This window comes from Calothrix sp. UHCC 0171 (assembly GCF_034931845.1).
Lineage (GTDB): Bacteria > Cyanobacteriota > Cyanobacteriia > Cyanobacteriales > Nostocaceae > Brunnivagina.
This window is the reverse complement of record NZ_JAYGHN010000028.1, coordinates 1-17,273: the sequence shown is the minus strand read 5'-3', so window position 1 is coordinate 17,273 and position 17,273 is coordinate 1. Positions and strand designations below refer to the sequence as shown.

Here is a 17,273-nt window from a genome sequence, read left to right as displayed (position 1 = left end):
AAAACGCAAAAAAATATCTACATAAAGGTATCTTTGCAATAAATGCCTACTTGTGGGGAAGAGAGTAGAAATAGCTAGTGGTTCGCCAACCCAGAATTAACGGGTTGAGATTGACTAGGAGAGACGGAGACGCGAAGATTTTTGTCCCTGCAAAGTTACTTGGGTGAACTACTAGCACCAAAAACAAAACCAAATTCGATTCCAGACAATAACACCTTTCATAATAATTTACAGAGTTTTGTTTATATGCAACAAATCCCTGTTTCCCTATTAACGCTGGTTGCAGGAATACTCATCGCCTTAATTAGTATGTGGGTTGGGCAGTATTCTTATGTTCTCATGCCAGAACAAGCATCCGCACAGGCTCCATTGGTTGATGACTTTTTTCAAGTAATGGTCATCATTGGTACTGCTTTGTTTTTAGTCGTTCAAGGCGCGATCGCAATTTTTCTGTTTCAATATCGCCAGCGCCCAGGTGATGAGCGTGATGGTAGTCCAATTGAAGGAAATTTTGCCTTAGAAATATTCTGGACAGCTATCCCTTCCATCATTGTCATCGGTTTGGGAATATATAGTGTTGATGTTTATACCCAAATGGGTGGTTTAGGTACTGGTAGCCATCACGCAATGGTTAGCCATAGTCAGACAACGCCGGGAACTGCTTTTGCAGCAACATTAGATGAGGCTAGTGATGCTGTAGATGATACAAATATTATCACTGAAGCGGTGGAAACACCTGCGGAAACAACAACAGTATTACCCATTCCCGAATTAGCTGAAGAATCAGTTGAGACATCGGAAACATCGGAAACTTCTATAGAAACAATATCTGTGCAAACACCTGATGAAGCAACCACAGCAGCATCAGTTGAATTACCAGATGAAATAACTGATGAAGTCATCGACGAAACACCAATTGAAGCACCCATTCAAGTACCCGTAAAAGTACCTGTCAGAAGTAAAATTGCAGTCACTCAACCAGATATTGGGATTGGTGCGAGTCCCCAGAAAACAGGAAAATCAGCCGATTTACTGGTGAATGTTACGGGGATGCAATTTGCTTGGATATTCAATTATCCCGGTAGCGAAATCACATCTGGTGAACTTCATGTCCCCGTTGGTGCGGATGTTCAACTCAACATTGCTGCAACCGATGTGATTCATGCTTTATGGATACCCCAATTCCGACTCAAACAAGACGCAATTCCCGGACAAGCCACCGAACTCAGATTTGTTGCTACTAAACCAGGAACTTATCCAATTGTTTGCGCTGAACTTTGCGGAGGATATCATGGCTCCATGCGTAGCCAAGTCATTGTCCACACACCAGAAGACTTTGACAACTGGCTAGAAACCAATCGTATCGCCCAAGCTGAAAACCCTGAGCAAATTGTAGCCTTCCAACCAAGCGAACTCTCAAAAGCTGAGTATCTTGCACCTTATGTTCAAGCAATGGGAGTAACAAATTTCCGATAGATATTGGATTTTGGATTAGCACAGGATTTATCAGGATTTATGAGTATTTCTGAGTATTCATTAACCTGTATCTGCGGTTAATTCTTCTCAATCCAAAATCCAACCAGAAATTGCCATAAATCAAAAATCCTATGACATTACAACTTCCACATAACACTCCCCCTGATAAACAAGTTGGACATGTGGTGGTTAGTCATACCACCCATACTGAGCCTTGGAAATGGTATCATTACTTCACCTTCAATACCGACCATAAGGTAATTGGAATTCAATATCTAGTCACCTCCTTTTTCTTCTATTTAATTGGTGGTTTGATGGCAGTAGCATTACGAACAGAGCTTGCCACACCCGATTCCGACTTTCTCAACCCAAATCTCTACAATGCCTTTATGACCAACCATGGGACTATTATGATATTCCTGTGGATTGTACCGAGTGCGATTGGTGGATTTGGTAACTATTTAGTCCCGCTCATGTTAGGTGCGCGGGATATGGCATTTCCAAAACTGAATGCGATCGCCTTTTGGTTGAATCCACCAGCTGGACTTTTGCTGGTTGCCAGTTTCATTTTTGGCGGTTCCCAATCGGGTTGGACAGCATACCCACCGCTATCGATAATTACAGCCCCCAAGGCTCAAACATTATGGATTCTGGCGATTGTCTTGGTGGGAACCTCTTCGATTTTGGGTTCCCTCAACTTTGTGATCACCATCCTGAAAATGAAAGTTCCCAGTATGCGCTGGGATCAATTACCCTTATTTTGTTGGGCAATCTTAGCAACCTCAGTTTTAGCGTTAGTCTCGACACCCGTACTTGCCGCAGGTCTGGTGTTACTTTTATTTGATATAAATTTCGGTACATCATTCTTTAAACCTGATGCTGGTGGTAATGTCGTACTTTACCAGCATTTATTCTGGTTTTATTCTCACCCGGCAGTGTATTTAATGATTCTGCCTATCTTCGGGATTATGTCCGAAGTCATTCCTACCCATGCCCGCAAACCCATCTTTGGTTACAAAGCCATCGCCTATTCTAGCTTGGCAATTTGTTTAGTTGGTTTAGTTGTCTGGGTTCACCACATGTTTACCAGTGGTACTCCCGGTTGGATGCGGATGTTTTTTACCATCTCGACTTTAATAGTTGCCGTACCCACAGGAGTGAAAATCTTTGGTTGGGTTGCTACCCTTTGGAAAGGCAAAATTCGCTTTACTAGCGCCATGCTATTTGCGATCGGTTTACTATCAATGTTTGTCTTGGGTGGTATTGGTGGTGTAACTTTGGGCAATGCTCCCTTCGATGTCCACGTTCATGATACATATTACGTCGTTGCCCACTTCCATTACGTTCTCTTTGGTGGTTCGGTGTTTGGTATCTATGCGGGAATTTATCATTGGTTCCCGAAAATGACTGGACGGATGCTGAACGAAAAATGGGGAAGAGTTCACTTTGCCATGACTTTTGTGGGAACTCATCTGACATTCCTGCCTATGCATGAACTAGGGTTGCAAGGAATGCCTCGTCGTGTGGCAATGTACGATCCACAATTTGCATCAATTAACCAGTTGTGTACAGTTGGCGCATTTTTGTTAGCAATATCGGTGATACCTTTTACTATCAACATTATTCAAAGTTGGAAGCAAGGATCATTAGCAGGTGAGAATCCCTGGAATTCACTCACTTTAGAATGGACAACTGCTTCACCTCCAATCATTGAAAATTGGGAAGTATTACCAGTTGTAACTCATGGTCCCTACGACTATGGTATGACTGATTACCATCGTGCTGACTCGTTAGAAGCTATTTCCATGAGGGGATAGGGGGAGAGGGGGAGACACGGAGAGGGGGAGACACGGAGAGGGGGAGATACGGAGAGGGGGAGACACGGAGAGGGGGAGATACAAATCAAATTTTCTATTTTTCTATATATTTGTCACCGCGTCCCCACATCCCCACATCCCCACATCCCCACATCCCCACATCCCCACATCCCCACATCCCCACATCCCCACGTCCCCACGTCCCCACATCCCCGCGTCCCCGCGTCCCCACAATCCCCACGTCTCTACGTCCCCTCGTCCCCACATCCCCGTGTCCCTACATCCCCTAATTACCCCTATGACAGCAACATCTCATCATGAGGAACATCCAGATTTAAGGGTTTTGGGTTTATTAACCTTCCTTATTTCCGAATCATTAATGTTTGGTGGATTTTTCGCCACTTATTTATTTTTCAAAGGTACAACTCCTGTTTTCCCTCCCCAGGGAATCGCAGTCGAGTTATCTTTACCCGCAATTAACACAGCAATTCTAGTTTCCAGTAGTTTTGTGATTCATTTGGGGGATGCAGCGATAAAACGTAATAGCGTTTGGGGAATGCGGTTTTGGTATTTTGTTACCGCTATTATGGGAGCCATGTTTTTAGCAGGGCAAGTCTATGAGTATCAACATTTGGCATATGGTTTGACAACAAATATATTTGCCAACTGCTTTTATATCATGACCGGATTTCATGGTTTGCACGTCTTTATTGGACTACTGTTAATCTTAGGTGTATTATGGCGATCGCGTCGTCAAGGTCATTATTCTGCCACTAAACACACTGGTATTGAGATGGCGGAAATTTATTGGCACTTTGTCGATATCATTTGGATTATTTTGTTTATTTTGCTCTACATTCTGACTCAGTTTTAATTACTCGCGCATGGGGTAATGGGTAACAAATGGGTATTTTCCCTTTTCTCCCTGGCAGTGGCGATAACAACTGAAACCCCTCATATCATGTTCCGCTAATCACTTACAGTTAAAATTTCTCCGCGTCCCCGCGTCTCTAAGTCTCCATGTCAGTCTTAATAAGAAATATTTAACCGGACATGATATCACTGCCTCCCCTTTTCCCTTTCCTCTTCTCTTTTTCCCTATGTTCTCTTGGTTTCAAGTTCCCGAAGATATTAAGCAGTTGTTAATTCTGGCTGCTGATAATTGGCAAAATACATCTGTATCGGAAGCATATTTAAATCAAGCTTTAGCGCAAACAAACGATTATATCGATGTTTTAGTTGCTGGATATCGATATTTTTACTATAAAAATAACTATCAAATGGCACTTACAACCGCTACAAAAGTTATAGATAAAGTAAAATGTTCTGAGAATTTACCCGACAATTGGCAACAGCGTAAACAGATATTAATTAATCGCAAAGAAGACGAATCAATTAGGCTGTATTTAACAGCTTATGCTTCTTCTGGATTAGTTTTGGCAAAGCTGGGAGAAATAGAAAAAGCCAAAATCATTTGTACACAAATTCAAGAAATTGATTTAAATAATGAATTTCAGAGTGCTAGTATTTTATTGGATATTTTGACGCGATCGCCTGAAGAAGATGAGTAATTAGCTACAAATAAATTTATTAACAAAGGGAATCTTAACAAAGCGGATTTGCTATATCACCAGATATAAATTTGCTTGTTGCCGAGACGCAGTAACTCACCAATCCCTTATAAATCAATTACCACAAACGAAACAGATCGACTTTTTTGGAGGGGGTTTGGGGGATGCAACCGTCCTCCAATCGGGGGTTTGGGGGAGAATCCCCCAAATCTTGGTTCTTAAGCGTAAAACGCAGGCTACGCCAACAAAAATCAAATAGTAATCCTATAGTAAATATTTTTGTAGTAAATTGAGTATTTTAGGAGCAAATGAATGCGAATTGCCCGTAATGTTGTCGAACTAATTGGACGGACTCCTTTAGTTCAACTTAACAAAATTCCTCAGTCGGAAGGATGTGTGGCGACAATACTTCTGAAACTTGAAGGTATGAACCCAGCCGCTTCGGTAAAAGATCGGATTGGTGCAAATATGATTCAAGTAGCAGAGGAAGAGGGCTTAATTCAACCTGGAAAAACTATTTTAGTAGAACCAACATCGGGAAATACAGGTATCGCCTTGGCAATGGTAGCAGCAGCTAAGGGTTATCAACTCATTTTGACGATGCCGGAGACAATGAGTTTAGAACGTCGGGCAATGTTGCGTGCCTACGGTGCATCTTTAGAGTTAACACCTGGTTCCGAAGGTATGAAAGGAGCCATTTGCCGAGCAGAGGAAATAGTGGCGGCGACTCCAAATGCATATATGTTGCAGCAGTTTAATAATCCAGCCAACCCCCAAATACACCGTCAAACTACGGCAGAAGAAATTTGGACGGATACCGACGGAAAGGTTGATTTCATCGTCGCTGGGGTGGGTACGGGAGGAACAATTACTGGGATTGCTGAATTTATCAAACAACGTCAACCCAATTTTCGCGCGATCGCAGTGGAACCTGTCAATAGTCCTGTCCTTTCTGGAGGCAAACCAGGAGCGCATAAAATTCAAGGTATAGGTGCTGGATTTATCCCCCAAATTCTCCGCACTGATTTGATTGATGAAGTGATTCAAGTCAATGATGATGTGGCAATGGTCTATGGGCGCAGGCTCGCACGGGAAGAAGGCTTATTATCGGGGATATCTTCTGGTGCAAATTTGTGTGCAGCGATACAAGTAGCCCAGCGTCCCGAAAATGCTGGCAAGTTAATTGTCGCGATTCAGCCCTCCTTTGGTGAACGCTATTTGAGTTCCCCCATGTTCCAAGATTTATAAGAATGTTAGGTTGAAAACCCTGTGACTTTAGCCCAGGGATGAAAACCACGACGCAGGATTTATCCTGCCGTGACACAATATTTTCAGTACCTCCACACAAATCTTATGCTTGATGTGTTAGCATAAAAGAGTAGTTGGTTAGGTCGAGCCGATGATAATTTACGAGTTCAAAGTTAAAGGAAAAAATAAGCAATACCGTGCAATAGATGATGCTATTCGCACATCGCAATTCATTCAAAATAAAGCTTTGCGCTATTGGATGGATAACAAAAAAGTTAGTAAATACGACCTGAATAAATACTGTGCGGTATTAGCCAGTGAATTTTCCTTTGCGGATGAACTCAATTCTATGGCTAGACAATCTGCGACTGAACGCGCTTGGAGTGCAATATCTCGGTTTTACGATAACTGCAAAAAGAAAGTTAAGGGCAAAAAGGGGTTTCCAAGGTTTAAGAAAAACTGCCGTTCTGTTGAATACAAAACATCGGGATGGAAACTTTCAGAAACTCGAAAAGCCATAATTTTTTCAGACAAAAAAGGAATAGGGACTCTGAAACTAAAGGGAACCTATGACTTAAACTATTACGACATCAAACAAATTAAACGTGTTCGGTTGGTGCGTCGTGCAGATGGCTATTATGCTCAATTTGCAATTGATGTGAATATCAAAGTAGAAACACAGCCATCTGGACAAGTAGTAGGTATTGATTTGGGATTGAAATACTTCATTGCTGATAACAAAGGCAACGTAGAACAATCGCCCCAGTTTTACCGCAAGTCTGAAAAACAGCTTAATCGTTCTAACCGCAAGAAGTCTAAGAAATTCAGCAAGGACAGAAAAAAAGCCAAGCAAGGACAATCTAACAACTACTACAAGGCTAGAAATCGATATCAAAGGAAGCATTTAAGAGTAAGTAGGCAACGAAAAGAATACTGCAAGCGTGTTGCGTATTCAGTTATCCAATCTAACGATTTGGTAGCCTATGAAGATTTAAATGTGAAGGGTTTGGTGCGTAATCGTCATCTAGCTAAGTCAATATCTGATGCTGGTTGGTCAACCTTTCGAGCATGGTTAGAGTATTTTGGTAACAAATATGGGAAGGTAACGGTTGCCGTCCCTCCCCATCACACAAGTCAAAATTGTTCAAACTGTGGCGAAAAAGTCAAAAAATCTCTATCTACTCGTACTCATGTTTGCCCTCATTGTGGATATACCGAAGATAGAGACATCAATGCAGCAATCAATATTTTGAGACTAGGACTCAGTACCGTGGGACACACGGGAACTCACGCTTGGGGAGATTTGCCCTCTTGGGCGATTGGTGTAAACCTGTCGTCTAACGGCGAGTCAGCGAACCAAGAATCCCCTCGCCTTTAGGCAGGGGAGTGTCAAAATCAAGCAAAAAACAACCAGAGCGCCATGCTAATAATGTTTAATAGGGAATGAATAAATATTTAGTTTTGTTAAGTTAATGATGATTAGATTTTGGCAAGTTCTGACTGGTTTCGTTTTAGCATTTTTGTTGCTCTTCCCTGTATCTGCCCAAGCTGCAAGTTCTTCAGGGGTAACGAGTTCAAATTCTTTGATACAACAAAATTTCAAGGGTCAAGATTTCTCCGGTCAAAGTTTGGTCACACAAGATTATACCAGCGCTAATTTAGAGAAAGCTAACTTTAGTAATGCTGATATGCGCGGAGTCGTATTTAATGGTACGGTGTTGCGCGATGTCAACTTGCATGGAGTGGACTTCAGTGAAGGTATTGCTTATTTATCAGATTTTAGAGGCGCTAATCTCAGCGACGCAGTGTTAACCAACGCCATGATGTTACGCTCTGTCTTTGATAATGTTGATGTTACCAATGCTGACTTTACCAATGCGGTTTTAGATGGAACTGAAATTAAGAAATTGTGCGCCACAGCAAGCGGTATCAACTCCAAGACTGGGGTAGCGACTCGCGAATCATTGGGTTGCAAGTAGATAACTTGGAAACGGGGATAGGCACAGCCAATTGACTGTCCCTCCCCATCTCCCCTATTTCCCTATTTCCCTATTTCCCTATTCTATCTCCCAATCCCCGCGTCCCCCCCTCTCCCCCTCTCCCCATCTTCCCTGTTATTCTAAGCAAATAAATGGGTAACTTGTAATTGGATGGTATATTTGTGTTGCCAAAGGCACAATAAAAATTGCGATGAAGTCTGTTGCAGATACTCCCAAAATTGAATTGAATACCACAGAGAATCTCATAATTCTTACTTCCGAGTTGCGAAAGGTTTATAACACTGGCTTTTTCATGAACCAAAAAGTCGTGTCTCTGAAAAACTGCTCGCTGAAGGTATATAGAGGTGAAACTTTTGGATTACTGGGGCCAAATGGTGCTGGTAAGACAACGCTATTAAAACTATTATTAGGTATTATTCGTCCAACTTCCGGACGCGGTTTGCTCCTGGGTAAACCATTGGGCGATCGCACAGTCAAGCAACGCATTGGTTATCTACCAGAAAATACCTATCTATACGAATATCTCACAGGTTGGGAGTTCTTGCAATTTGCGGCTGGGATATTTGGAATTTCCTCCAAAGTGCAGCGTCAGCGCATTCCCCAGTTATTGGAGTTGGTGGGGTTATCGCAGGCAGATGCCAAGAAAAAACAGATGCGTCGTTACTCCAAAGGGATGTTACAGCGCGTAGGCATGGCGCAGGCTTTGATTAACGACCCGGAACTGGTATTTTTAGATGAGCCAATGTCAGGACTTGACCCGTTAGGACGTTATCAAATGCGGGAGACTATTTTAACCTTGAAAGCTCAAGGAAAAACAATTTTCTTCAATAGTCATATTTTGAGCGAAGTCGAGAAAATTTGCGATCGTATTGCAATTCTCTCCAAGGGTGAACTAGTTTGTTCTGGTTCTTTAGATGAGCTATTGGGTAACACCAATGCCTACCGCCTCAAAGGACAGGGCGGAGATTGGGATGTGTTAAAAAAATGGATACCCGAAATTCAATTTACTGCTGATGGTTATTGGGAAGGTGCATTAGAGGGAGATTATTATGATTTTCTTGCTAGTCTCCGATTGATGGGGGCAAATGTAGTAGCGATGAATTTGTCGCGTCCATCTTTGGAAGAATTTTTTATCGGGCAAATTCAAGGCTAGCAGTTCACCGGAAATGAAACTACCCCTTGCCGAAGTAGCGCTCACGTGGCTCGACTGAGCTTCGCCGAACGTCCGAAGTCTTGCCCACCTTTGGGAAATAGCAAGCGAGACGCTTGCACTACTTATTTTGTAAGCTGATACACAGTTAAATTATATAAAGAGAAAATATCTAGCTATTGTTGTAGTGCGGAGAGGAGTTTCCGGGGAGATATTCTTCACGGAAAACTCCGGGGCATCCTGCCCGCTTTGTCTAAGTGCTTAAGCAAAATTAATTATATATTGTCATTGCGAGGAACGTAGACGGAGACTTCCCGCAGGGTAGCAATCGCAAAGGCTTCAATTTTTCGGAATGTACAATTAATTTTGCACAACTACTTATATAAATTAGACGCTTTGTCTATATAAATTAGACGCTTAGGAATGTGGATTAAATAAAGTACAAAAGTAAGCAACCGGACATGATATAAGACGCGGGCAAGATGCCCGCACTACAATAATTTTGCGGACATGATATTATCTCTCACAGACGTTAATAAGCTCCACTTTTGAGCAAAACCACTGATACTGTTTTGAAGAGTATTTGCAAGTCCAACCAAATCGACCAATTTTCAATATAGTGAATATCTAGTTTCACCGCATCCTCGAATTTGTCTATGTTGGAACGTCCCGACACCTGCCAAAGTCCAGTAATTCCAGGTAAAACTTCCTGACGAATAAAGTGATGGTTTTGAAATCTTTCGACATCACGAATTGGTAAGGGACGAGGACCAACTAAACTCATCTCCCCAACAATAACATTAAATAATTGTGGCAATTCGTCAAGACTGTAGCGGCGTAAAAATTTGCCAATTCGAGTAATCCGAGGATCATCTTTCAGTTTAAATAAAACCCCATCTTTAATTTCGTTTTTAGCCTCCAGTTTCGCTTGAATTTTGTCCGCATCTGCTATCATTGTGCGGAATTTCCAGATTTTGAACTCTTTACCACTTAAGCCGACTCGCTTCTGGCAAAAGAAAATACATCCAGGGGAGTCAAGTTTAATTAAGATGGCAATGAGTAGATATACTGGTGCTAGTAAAAAAATCAGAATAGCTGAAAAAATCAAGTCAAAGCAACGTTTCAACCAAAAATCTGCGCCGACAAACATGGGTGCAGAAATTTTTGGACAAAGGACATTATCTATCCAGGTGAATTCAGATTTGGGATGATGATATTCTTCTTGAGTTGGTAATATACGGATGTGAATTCCCGCAGTTTGGAAATGCCAACATACATATTGTCGTCTTTTAATCGCATCCCAAGATATAAAAGCTTCAGTGATTCCCAAATGGCGGATATATTCAAATGTGGCTTCGCGATTGGCTAAATCTAAGCAACTGGAGTCAGCAATTCGTAAAACTTTATAAGCTTTTTCTTTCTCAACTAACTTAGTATGGTATTTTTCGTCCTGTTTATCGCTAATTAAGAATACAGGGTGACGAAGTTTTCCACATGTACGAATAAATGATGTGATGGCATCAATCAAATAGCGAGAGATGCATATACAAATAATGGATAATAACCAGAATAATAAAAAACTGGAACGGGATATGTAGCGATTGGGTTCGTATAAAAAAGCAATTAATAGCAGAATTAATATTGACAGCGAAACAGCTTTGACTATGCCAACATAGTTACGACGGCTACTACCTTGCTTGTAGAGCTTTATAGCTGTAAAAATACTAATTTGAACAGTTGTATTAATTAGTACAAAAGAAGGCTTTTCTGTCCAAGGTGATTGAGCATCTGTACCCAGAAATAGTGCTGTCTTCCAAGCAAAGACAAGAGAAATAACATCAAATATTACCAGTGTCACTATCCGTAGAGAGCGGATGATTATTCCTTTTTGCAGTCTGAAGAATTTAGCGGCTCTTAAATCCGGTTTGAAACTCTTAAGCGGAGTCTTATTCATAGGGATATTGCGATCGCTCGTTGTTGTGTGAGTGGAAGTGTGAGTAAGTTGGAAAGTCAATATTGATTAAAAGTAAATGTCAACCTCGTCTAACTTGAGAACTGCCATTTCTCATAAATATTTGGGTTTGGGTGCAACTGTTTTCTTCTCCCACTATTTAAACTGTGGTGCGAGTGGACGACGGGGTGTGCCGCCACCACCAACACTGTCTGGAGCGTTGTTTGTCACTACTTTTAGGTATTTTGGCAGTTCTTGAAGACCACTCCATGGAAGTTCGGCAGCCTCTTCTTTTGCTTGAGGTTCGACGTAAAGGTTGAGATGACCCCGATCCACAACATATGCGCCGTAGTCTTGGAGCGATCGCGCCAGTTCGTAGAGTGGCGTGCCAGGAGAACCTGCAATCTCCTCAATATTCACCTCCGGCGGGATTGCCAACAATGACCCCATATACATATTGCCTGTACCTGTATAGTTATCTTCAGCAGAGTTGGCAGGCCAGACGTAGGATTTCCCACTAGGAGTTTTCTGGTTCAAGATGGAAGTAGTTATAGACATACGCAGTGCATGTCTGATGCCATTCCGGAGTTCTCCTTTACGGATCAGTCCAGCCGTGCAAGAACCACCATAGGCACATGATCCGATGTACTTATCGGAGATACCAAAACTTCGCAAGTCGATCTTGTTTGGGAACGGCGCTTCAAAATCTCCATCGGCGCGCCGACGTGCCGAGAGCATCTCGTTGACGAAGTTGTGGGTCTCGTCGATGATATGTAGATGGGCATCCCCAGCTGGATCGGGTGTCGCGGCTTCTGGTACGCGCATCTCGAAAGCAACATAACCATTCTCTCCCCCATCTGTACGGTAAATTTTGCGAATTGGGTCAGATTCTTCGGCAATAAATACTGGGATAGTCCACTCCGATGAATTGATGAGTAGTCCGTACTTCAATGCTTCTGTTGTCCAATTAGGCGAACTGATAGTCTCATATTTTGCCCCTGATCCAATTGGCATGTTCCACGGACTCCTTGTATCGAAAGGCCAATAGGCAGGATCGCGTATCTCGCTACCATTGACCATCGATATACAGATCACCGTAAGTGCAGTCAAAACAACCACAATCTTACAGATCAGCATAGTGAGACGGCGACGAGAATAGATTCCGTAGCGAGGGAATGATTGTTGGTAACTCATTGACAAAACCTAACTAAGACCCAGATAAACTCAATTTCTGCTTAAGCACTAGCAAAATAAAAATGGCGTTTCCAAAAAAGTAGCGTTGCCATAAACGTCGAGGTTCAGCAAGCAAGCGAAAAAACCACTCTAAACCTGATTTCTGCATTAATTTTGGTGCTCTTTTCACCATACCCGCAACTAATTCAAAGCTAACTCCAATACCAATTGATACTGGAACACCAAGCTGTTGGTAATTATCGTATATCCAATACTCCTGCTTCGGAGCGCCTAACCCGACAAAGAGAATATCGGGTACTGCTGCTTGAATAGTAGAATTAATTTGTTGTAATTCTCTGATATCTGACTCAAATCCATAGGGTGGACAATAAGCCCCAACAATTTTGAGGTTTGGATATTTTCTTTTCAGAATTTGTGTAGCTTTCTCTGCTGCTAGAGGACGACCACCTAATAAAAAAACCTTCAGTCCTCTGTCTGCACTAAGTTTACATAACTCCTCGAACAAATCTGTTCCATTTACCCGACCAGACAAAGGTGTATTTAATAACTTAGCTGCCCACAAAAGAGGAACACCATCAGGTACAACGAGAAAAGCTTTGCGATAAATCTCACGAAACCGAGCATCACGTTGTAGAGTGACAATATGCTGTGCATTAGGTGTAACTACATATTTAGGCTTTCTGTTAGTGATTACATGATGTGCGATCGCTTCTGTAACTTGTTCAAAGGAGTATTTGTCAATATTGATACCGCAGATATTGACTCTAGTTAAATCACTCATAGATTGTTTATCTTGAAATCAAAAAGTTACAACTTCAGTAAAAATAGTGCGTTTTGTGTTAAGCCGATGTGCAGCTAAATCATATAAGTCAAAAACCCAAAATAATTGTAGTGCGGGCATCTTGCCCGCGTCTCATGTACAAATTAAATACACGGCAGCTTACCACGCTCCATACTGATCTGAAGATAATTTTCCAATTCTTTGCCGAAGAAAACCTTTTACTTTTAAAGCAATTAGCGGATCGAAATACTTAATAGGAAGAGTGGCTATTTCACGCAAAAGCCAATTGAGATAGAAAAAGCGACGTTTGATTTTTATTTTTTCTGAGGCTTCACCAGTAATACTAGAAGCAATTTGCCAAGTTTCTTGAAGCAATTCCAGTCTGTTTAAAAGCTGACCGCTCTTACCATTTAGGGAGAAAGAAGCAAGAGGAGTATCAACGTAGTAAAACTTTACTCCAGAGATGTAAGCTTGGGATATAAAGTTATAATCAGCAGCCATTGTGTAAGTTAAATCAAATAGACCTACTTGTTCATATATTTTCTTTTTCACAAAACAGCTAGGATGACCAATTGTGAATTTCATTGCCAAGTTTTCTAATGCTCCTGGTTGAAATGTGCTGATATATTGACCATTCACATAATTTTTGACAGGTGAATAAACAATAGAAACTTCTGGATGATTTAGAAATACTTGCTCAACTACACTGAGAGCATTCTCGTTATACCAATCATCAGAGTTAATAATACCAATTACATCTCCTGTAGCCAGATTTATTCCTTTATTCATTGCATCATAGATGCCTTTATCTTTTTCGGAGATTAATAAATTGATTTGGTGAGAATATTGATTAATAATTTCTAGGGTTTTATCTTGTGAACCCCCATCAATAATAATGTATTCAATTTCTGAGTTTATTTTTTGATTAATCACACTCAAAATAGTCTGTTCAAGTGTTTTTTCGGCATTATAAACAGGCGTGATAATTGATATTTTCACGTTTGATTTACCTCAGAATATTTGTTTGTATTGAAGTTCAATTAGAAAACTGTTAATGATTTACGCCCTGTTTTATGCCAATTGATAGCAGTTTTGTAAATATTTATTATCATTTGATAGTTTTTATCAGGGGAGTAGTGGTCTTCATATTGTTTTCGAGCCATGACACCCCGACGTTTTAGTTCTGTGGTATCCAACCAAGCTTGTTCTACTGTACGAGCTAAATCTTGGGCATCTTTTGGGGTAAAATCCCAGCCAGAATATCCTTCTTTAACAAGTTCTGTAATCCCACCCACACGACTTGCTATAACAGGTAAACCTGTGGCAAAAGCTTCAGTAATAGTCATGGGGAATCCTTCATACCATTCAGAAGGAAATATTAATACGCTAGCATTTTGCATCAGGTGAATAACTTTATCTCTTGGTAATGAACCCAAGTATTCAACATTGTTAGCTAGATTACTCTGAAGCAAAATTTCTAATGGTCCCTGACCAACAATTTTCAAAGGAATATCTTGATTTAAGAGATGCCAAGCTTTCAGGAGTGTTTCTATTCCCTTATATTGCACAAGCTTACCAACAAATAATGCATATCCACCTGTATGCTCACCTACTTGAATATCTGAGGTCACAAAATTAGGTTTAACGGCTATTTTTTCAGCAGGTAGACCACCTTCAATAAATTTTTGTCGTGCAAATCTAGTTAAAGCAATATATATATCGACATCGTTTTTATAAGTTTTTTTGAAACGATGATTTGTCAAGCCTGCAACTGCAACAGATGTTTGAGAACGGCTACCACGATAGCAACCATGAATTACAGCAGGAAAGGGAATAGATTTTCCAATACATTCTTCACAAATACCATCATCGCGGTAAAGATAAGCTCCAGGACAAATAAGTTTATAGTTGTGTAAAGTGTGAATTACGGGAATCCCAGCATCATTACAAGCAGCATAGACTGAAGGTGAAATTAAAGGAATTGTATTGTGTACATGAACTATATCTGGTTGAAAATTCTGTATTTTCTTGTAGATGTTTCGGTAAGATTCCGCAGACCAAATTGATTGTAAGCCAATCTTTGCTTTCGTGAGAAAATTAGAATTTTCAATACCTGAGTTTTCAACAATCCACTGATAAATTTCATGACCATACTGTTTAAGAATTTCATACTCAGCTGCAACAACAACTTCTTCACCGCCCATATGTTGGTAGGCGTTGTGTACTTGGAGAATTTTCATTCTATAGTTTCCTATGACAAAATATTAGCAGAATATTATTTATTAAATTCATAGTATATTGTCTCTAATTATATAGGAGTCGGATTTGATTATTGAAAATATACTTAGGGTGTGTTAGAACTCCGTTCTAACACACCCTACAAGACGAGATTTGGTTCAACAATCAAACATGATTCCTATATCTATCAATATAATTAATATTTGGTACAATTGATAAAATTCAAATTAAATAACTAAAGTATTGATAACTAATTGATTTAGAATGCTATCCTGATTAATTTTGATAGAATTAGTATTTATTGCCTCATGCATAAATAATGATTTTGACTATCAAGACGTTGTCGTTAATTTTGTAAACTTAATTTCTTAAAAAGATGATTCAAATTATTAATATCGACTATCATGTCACCTCTACTTTCCCTAAGCTTTTCACTGTAAGGCTGCCGACAATCAAGACACCAATAAGGGAAATCTAGTATATTCGAGATTAGATAGTAATGAGGACTAACCCAGGGAGTGACAAACTCGATAACTATTGGTTGTTTCTGCGAAAATATGATATTAGTGAAGCCAGCACCATGAGGACCTATAATTATTTCTGCGGATGAGAAGAGTTGAATTTGTTCCATAAAATTCATAGTTTCTAATGAATAGCTTACAAAACCATATGGAGCTAAAAATTGCATTACCTCATCTTCATTTATCACTCTGCGTCCTGATGCTTGAGAACGTGAAATATATATTCTTTTTGAAGAAAAATGTTGATTTATATCAGCAGTAGGAAGATTGCTAAATATGCGCTGGCGCAGCCAATGCAATGCAGAAGGCGATACCCAGTTACCTGGCTGTCTAAATGCTGGTACTACTAGTTTTTTAACAGTTACTTTTGTCTTGTCCCACTGTATGCAATCATCTAGACTATAGCCTACAAGTTTCAAAGACTCTATTTGCCATGAGGTAGGATTCGAGTCAATAATTAAGAGGGGTTTGCAACCTGCCTGTTCTTGATAATACTCAAGTCCTTCTATACGTGTTAAAAAGTCTAAAAACCAGTGATAATAAGTTTTGCTCCATAAACTCACCAATGAACAAGCTGTAGATAACTGATGTGTTTTTAATTCAGGTAATTTTTTTATCAATAAACTTTGTAGAGGAATACTACCTTGATATCTAGGACTTAAGTCACCAACGGGAGGTAAAGTAGTTTCTGCAATAATATTTGCTTTATTATCAAAGCCAATTGCTGTAGAGCCTACAAGTTGGGCATTTGCTATCTCAGAAACAAATGGTTGACTTATGGTGTGTGCAACACTTGTTATTTTGATTGCCTCTGGTATTTCTCCTATATTGTTCGGCTTCTTTGGTTGGACATATTCTTGAGAGCCAAAATATAAAATAGTATATCTTATATAGTCACTGACTAGCTGTTTTCTTTGTATAATTTCTAAATTAAGAAGTTTCAGGATAGAAGTTAATATTACTTTTTCTTGTTGATGCCTACGTAGTAGATTGATAGGTATTTTGAAAATTCCATTGATACTCATAATAGTATAGTCATTGTCAAAATAATAGAGTGGTTCGTATTTTCCAAATTCTTATTAATTCTTATATACTGGATTCAAATTGAGAATGTTGTACTTTTTTAGAAGTAACTGGTTTTATTGACATCATGATTTCATCATAGTAAGTAGAGATTTTAAGAGCTACTTGTTTCCAAGTTTGCGACTTTGCAAAACTATAGCCAGATATCCCCATTGCCAGACGTTCTTCTGAATTTTCATACATATACTCAACTGCCTGAGCAAGTGCAGTAACAGTTTCTGTTGGGTTTTTAATAGGAATCTT

At 40.1% G+C, this 17,273-nt stretch carries 16 protein-coding genes; 8 read left to right on the top strand and 8 right to left on the bottom strand.

Annotated features, from left to right (window positions below; all coding sequences use genetic code 11):
* Positions 1–246: 246 nt before the first annotated feature.
* Both VB733_RS19225 and ctaD read left to right on the top strand, forming a co-directional pair.
* Positions 247–1,476, top strand: a complete 1,230-nt coding sequence (locus VB733_RS19225) for a cytochrome c oxidase subunit II (RefSeq protein WP_323341670.1) — start codon at positions 247–249, stop codon at positions 1,474–1,476.
* A gap of 131 nt (positions 1,477–1,607) precedes the next feature.
* Positions 1,608–3,293: a cytochrome c oxidase subunit I gene (ctaD, locus tag VB733_RS19220; RefSeq protein ID WP_323341669.1), complete on the top strand. Its 1,686-nt coding sequence runs from the start codon at positions 1,608–1,610 to the stop codon at positions 3,291–3,293.
* Between the two features lie 94 nt (positions 3,294–3,387).
* On the opposite strand, the gene VB733_RS19215 is transcribed toward ctaD, so the two are convergent.
* Positions 3,388–3,558: a hypothetical protein gene (locus tag VB733_RS19215; protein WP_323341668.1), complete on the bottom strand. Its 171-nt coding sequence runs from the start codon at positions 3,556–3,558 to the stop codon at positions 3,388–3,390.
* 33 nt (positions 3,559–3,591) lie between these two features.
* Here VB733_RS19215 and VB733_RS19210 point away from each other — a divergent pair, with 33 nt between their 5' ends.
* From VB733_RS19210 to VB733_RS19185, 6 genes are all read left to right on the top strand, one after another.
* Positions 3,592–4,167, top strand: a complete 576-nt coding sequence (locus tag VB733_RS19210) for a heme-copper oxidase subunit III (RefSeq protein ID WP_323341667.1) — start codon at positions 3,592–3,594, stop codon at positions 4,165–4,167.
* A 226-nt stretch (positions 4,168–4,393) separates the two neighbouring features.
* A complete protein-coding gene (locus tag VB733_RS19205) occupies positions 4,394–4,864 on the top strand; it encodes a hypothetical protein (RefSeq protein WP_323341666.1) in 471 nt (156 codons plus the stop codon).
* Positions 4,865–5,176: 312 nt separating this feature from the next.
* On the top strand, positions 5,177–6,112 hold the full coding sequence (gene cysK, locus VB733_RS19200) for a cysteine synthase A (protein WP_323341665.1): 936 nt from the start codon (positions 5,177–5,179) through the stop codon (positions 6,110–6,112).
* 151 nt (positions 6,113–6,263) lie between these two features.
* Positions 6,264–7,490 carry a transposase gene (locus VB733_RS19195; protein ID WP_323341664.1) on the top strand — a complete coding sequence of 409 codons (1,227 nt, stop codon included), beginning with the start codon at positions 6,264–6,266 and terminating at the stop codon, positions 7,488–7,490.
* 97 nt (positions 7,491–7,587) lie between these two features.
* Positions 7,588–8,091 carry a pentapeptide repeat-containing protein gene (locus VB733_RS19190; RefSeq protein WP_416336336.1) on the top strand — a complete coding sequence of 168 codons (504 nt, stop codon included), beginning with the start codon at positions 7,588–7,590 and terminating at the stop codon, positions 8,089–8,091.
* A gap of 211 nt (positions 8,092–8,302) precedes the next feature.
* A complete protein-coding gene (locus tag VB733_RS19185; protein WP_323341663.1) occupies positions 8,303–9,265 on the top strand; it encodes an ABC transporter ATP-binding protein in 963 nt (320 codons plus the stop codon).
* Between the two features lie 529 nt (positions 9,266–9,794).
* Here VB733_RS19185 and VB733_RS19180 read toward each other — a convergent pair.
* From VB733_RS19180 to VB733_RS19150, 7 genes are all read right to left on the bottom strand, one after another.
* On the bottom strand, positions 9,795–11,216 hold the full coding sequence (locus VB733_RS19180) for a sugar transferase (RefSeq protein ID WP_323341662.1): 1,422 nt from the start codon (positions 11,214–11,216) through the stop codon (positions 9,795–9,797).
* A 153-nt stretch (positions 11,217–11,369) separates the two neighbouring features.
* The gene (locus VB733_RS19175; RefSeq protein WP_323341661.1) at positions 11,370–11,771 is read right to left on the bottom strand and encodes a hypothetical protein; all 402 of its coding nucleotides are present in this window, start codon (positions 11,769–11,771) and stop codon (positions 11,370–11,372) included.
* Positions 11,772–12,420: 649 nt separating this feature from the next.
* Positions 12,421–13,188, bottom strand: coding sequence for a WecB/TagA/CpsF family glycosyltransferase (locus VB733_RS19170; protein WP_323341660.1), 768 nt, complete (start codon positions 13,186–13,188; stop codon positions 12,421–12,423).
* Between the two features lie 159 nt (positions 13,189–13,347).
* Positions 13,348–14,187 carry a glycosyltransferase family 2 protein gene (locus tag VB733_RS19165; protein ID WP_323341659.1) on the bottom strand — a complete coding sequence of 280 codons (840 nt, stop codon included), beginning with the start codon at positions 14,185–14,187 and terminating at the stop codon, positions 13,348–13,350.
* Between the two features lie 41 nt (positions 14,188–14,228).
* Entirely contained in the window at positions 14,229–15,428 is a 1,200-nt protein-coding gene (locus tag VB733_RS19160; protein ID WP_323341658.1) for a glycosyltransferase, read from the bottom strand.
* 344 nt (positions 15,429–15,772) lie between these two features.
* On the bottom strand, positions 15,773–16,972 hold the full coding sequence (locus tag VB733_RS19155) for a glycosyltransferase family 61 protein (protein WP_323341657.1): 1,200 nt from the start codon (positions 16,970–16,972) through the stop codon (positions 15,773–15,775).
* A 61-nt stretch (positions 16,973–17,033) separates the two neighbouring features.
* Positions 17,034–17,273, bottom strand: a 240-nt coding sequence (locus VB733_RS19150) for a hypothetical protein (RefSeq protein WP_323341656.1), incomplete at its 5' end; no start/stop codon positions are given.

Coding starts and splice junctions, on each gene's coding strand:
- VB733_RS19195 (WP_323341664.1), top strand. CDS start 6,264: ATGATAATTTACGAGTTCAAAGTTAAAGGAAAAAATAAGCAATACCGT.
- VB733_RS19170 (WP_323341660.1), bottom strand. CDS start 13,188: ATGAGTGATTTAACTAGAGTCAATATCTGCGGTATCAATATTGACAAA.
- VB733_RS19160 (WP_323341658.1), bottom strand. CDS start 15,428: ATGAAAATTCTCCAAGTACACAACGCCTACCAACATATGGGCGGTGAA.
- VB733_RS19210 (WP_323341667.1), top strand. CDS start 3,592: ATGACAGCAACATCTCATCATGAGGAACATCCAGATTTAAGGGTTTTG.
- VB733_RS19175 (WP_323341661.1), bottom strand. CDS start 11,771: ATGTCTATAACTACTTCCATCTTGAACCAGAAAACTCCTAGTGGGAAA.
- ctaD (WP_323341669.1), top strand. CDS start 1,608: ATGACATTACAACTTCCACATAACACTCCCCCTGATAAACAAGTTGGA.
- VB733_RS19180 (WP_323341662.1), bottom strand. CDS start 11,216: ATGAATAAGACTCCGCTTAAGAGTTTCAAACCGGATTTAAGAGCCGCT.
- cysK (WP_323341665.1), top strand. CDS start 5,177: ATGCGAATTGCCCGTAATGTTGTCGAACTAATTGGACGGACTCCTTTA.
- VB733_RS19185 (WP_323341663.1), top strand. CDS start 8,303: ATGAAGTCTGTTGCAGATACTCCCAAAATTGAATTGAATACCACAGAG.
- VB733_RS19190 (WP_416336336.1), top strand. CDS start 7,588: ATGATTAGATTTTGGCAAGTTCTGACTGGTTTCGTTTTAGCATTTTTG.
- VB733_RS19225 (WP_323341670.1), top strand. CDS start 247: ATGCAACAAATCCCTGTTTCCCTATTAACGCTGGTTGCAGGAATACTC.
- VB733_RS19155 (WP_323341657.1), bottom strand. CDS start 16,972: ATGAGTATCAATGGAATTTTCAAAATACCTATCAATCTACTACGTAGG.
- VB733_RS19205 (WP_323341666.1), top strand. CDS start 4,394: ATGTTCTCTTGGTTTCAAGTTCCCGAAGATATTAAGCAGTTGTTAATT.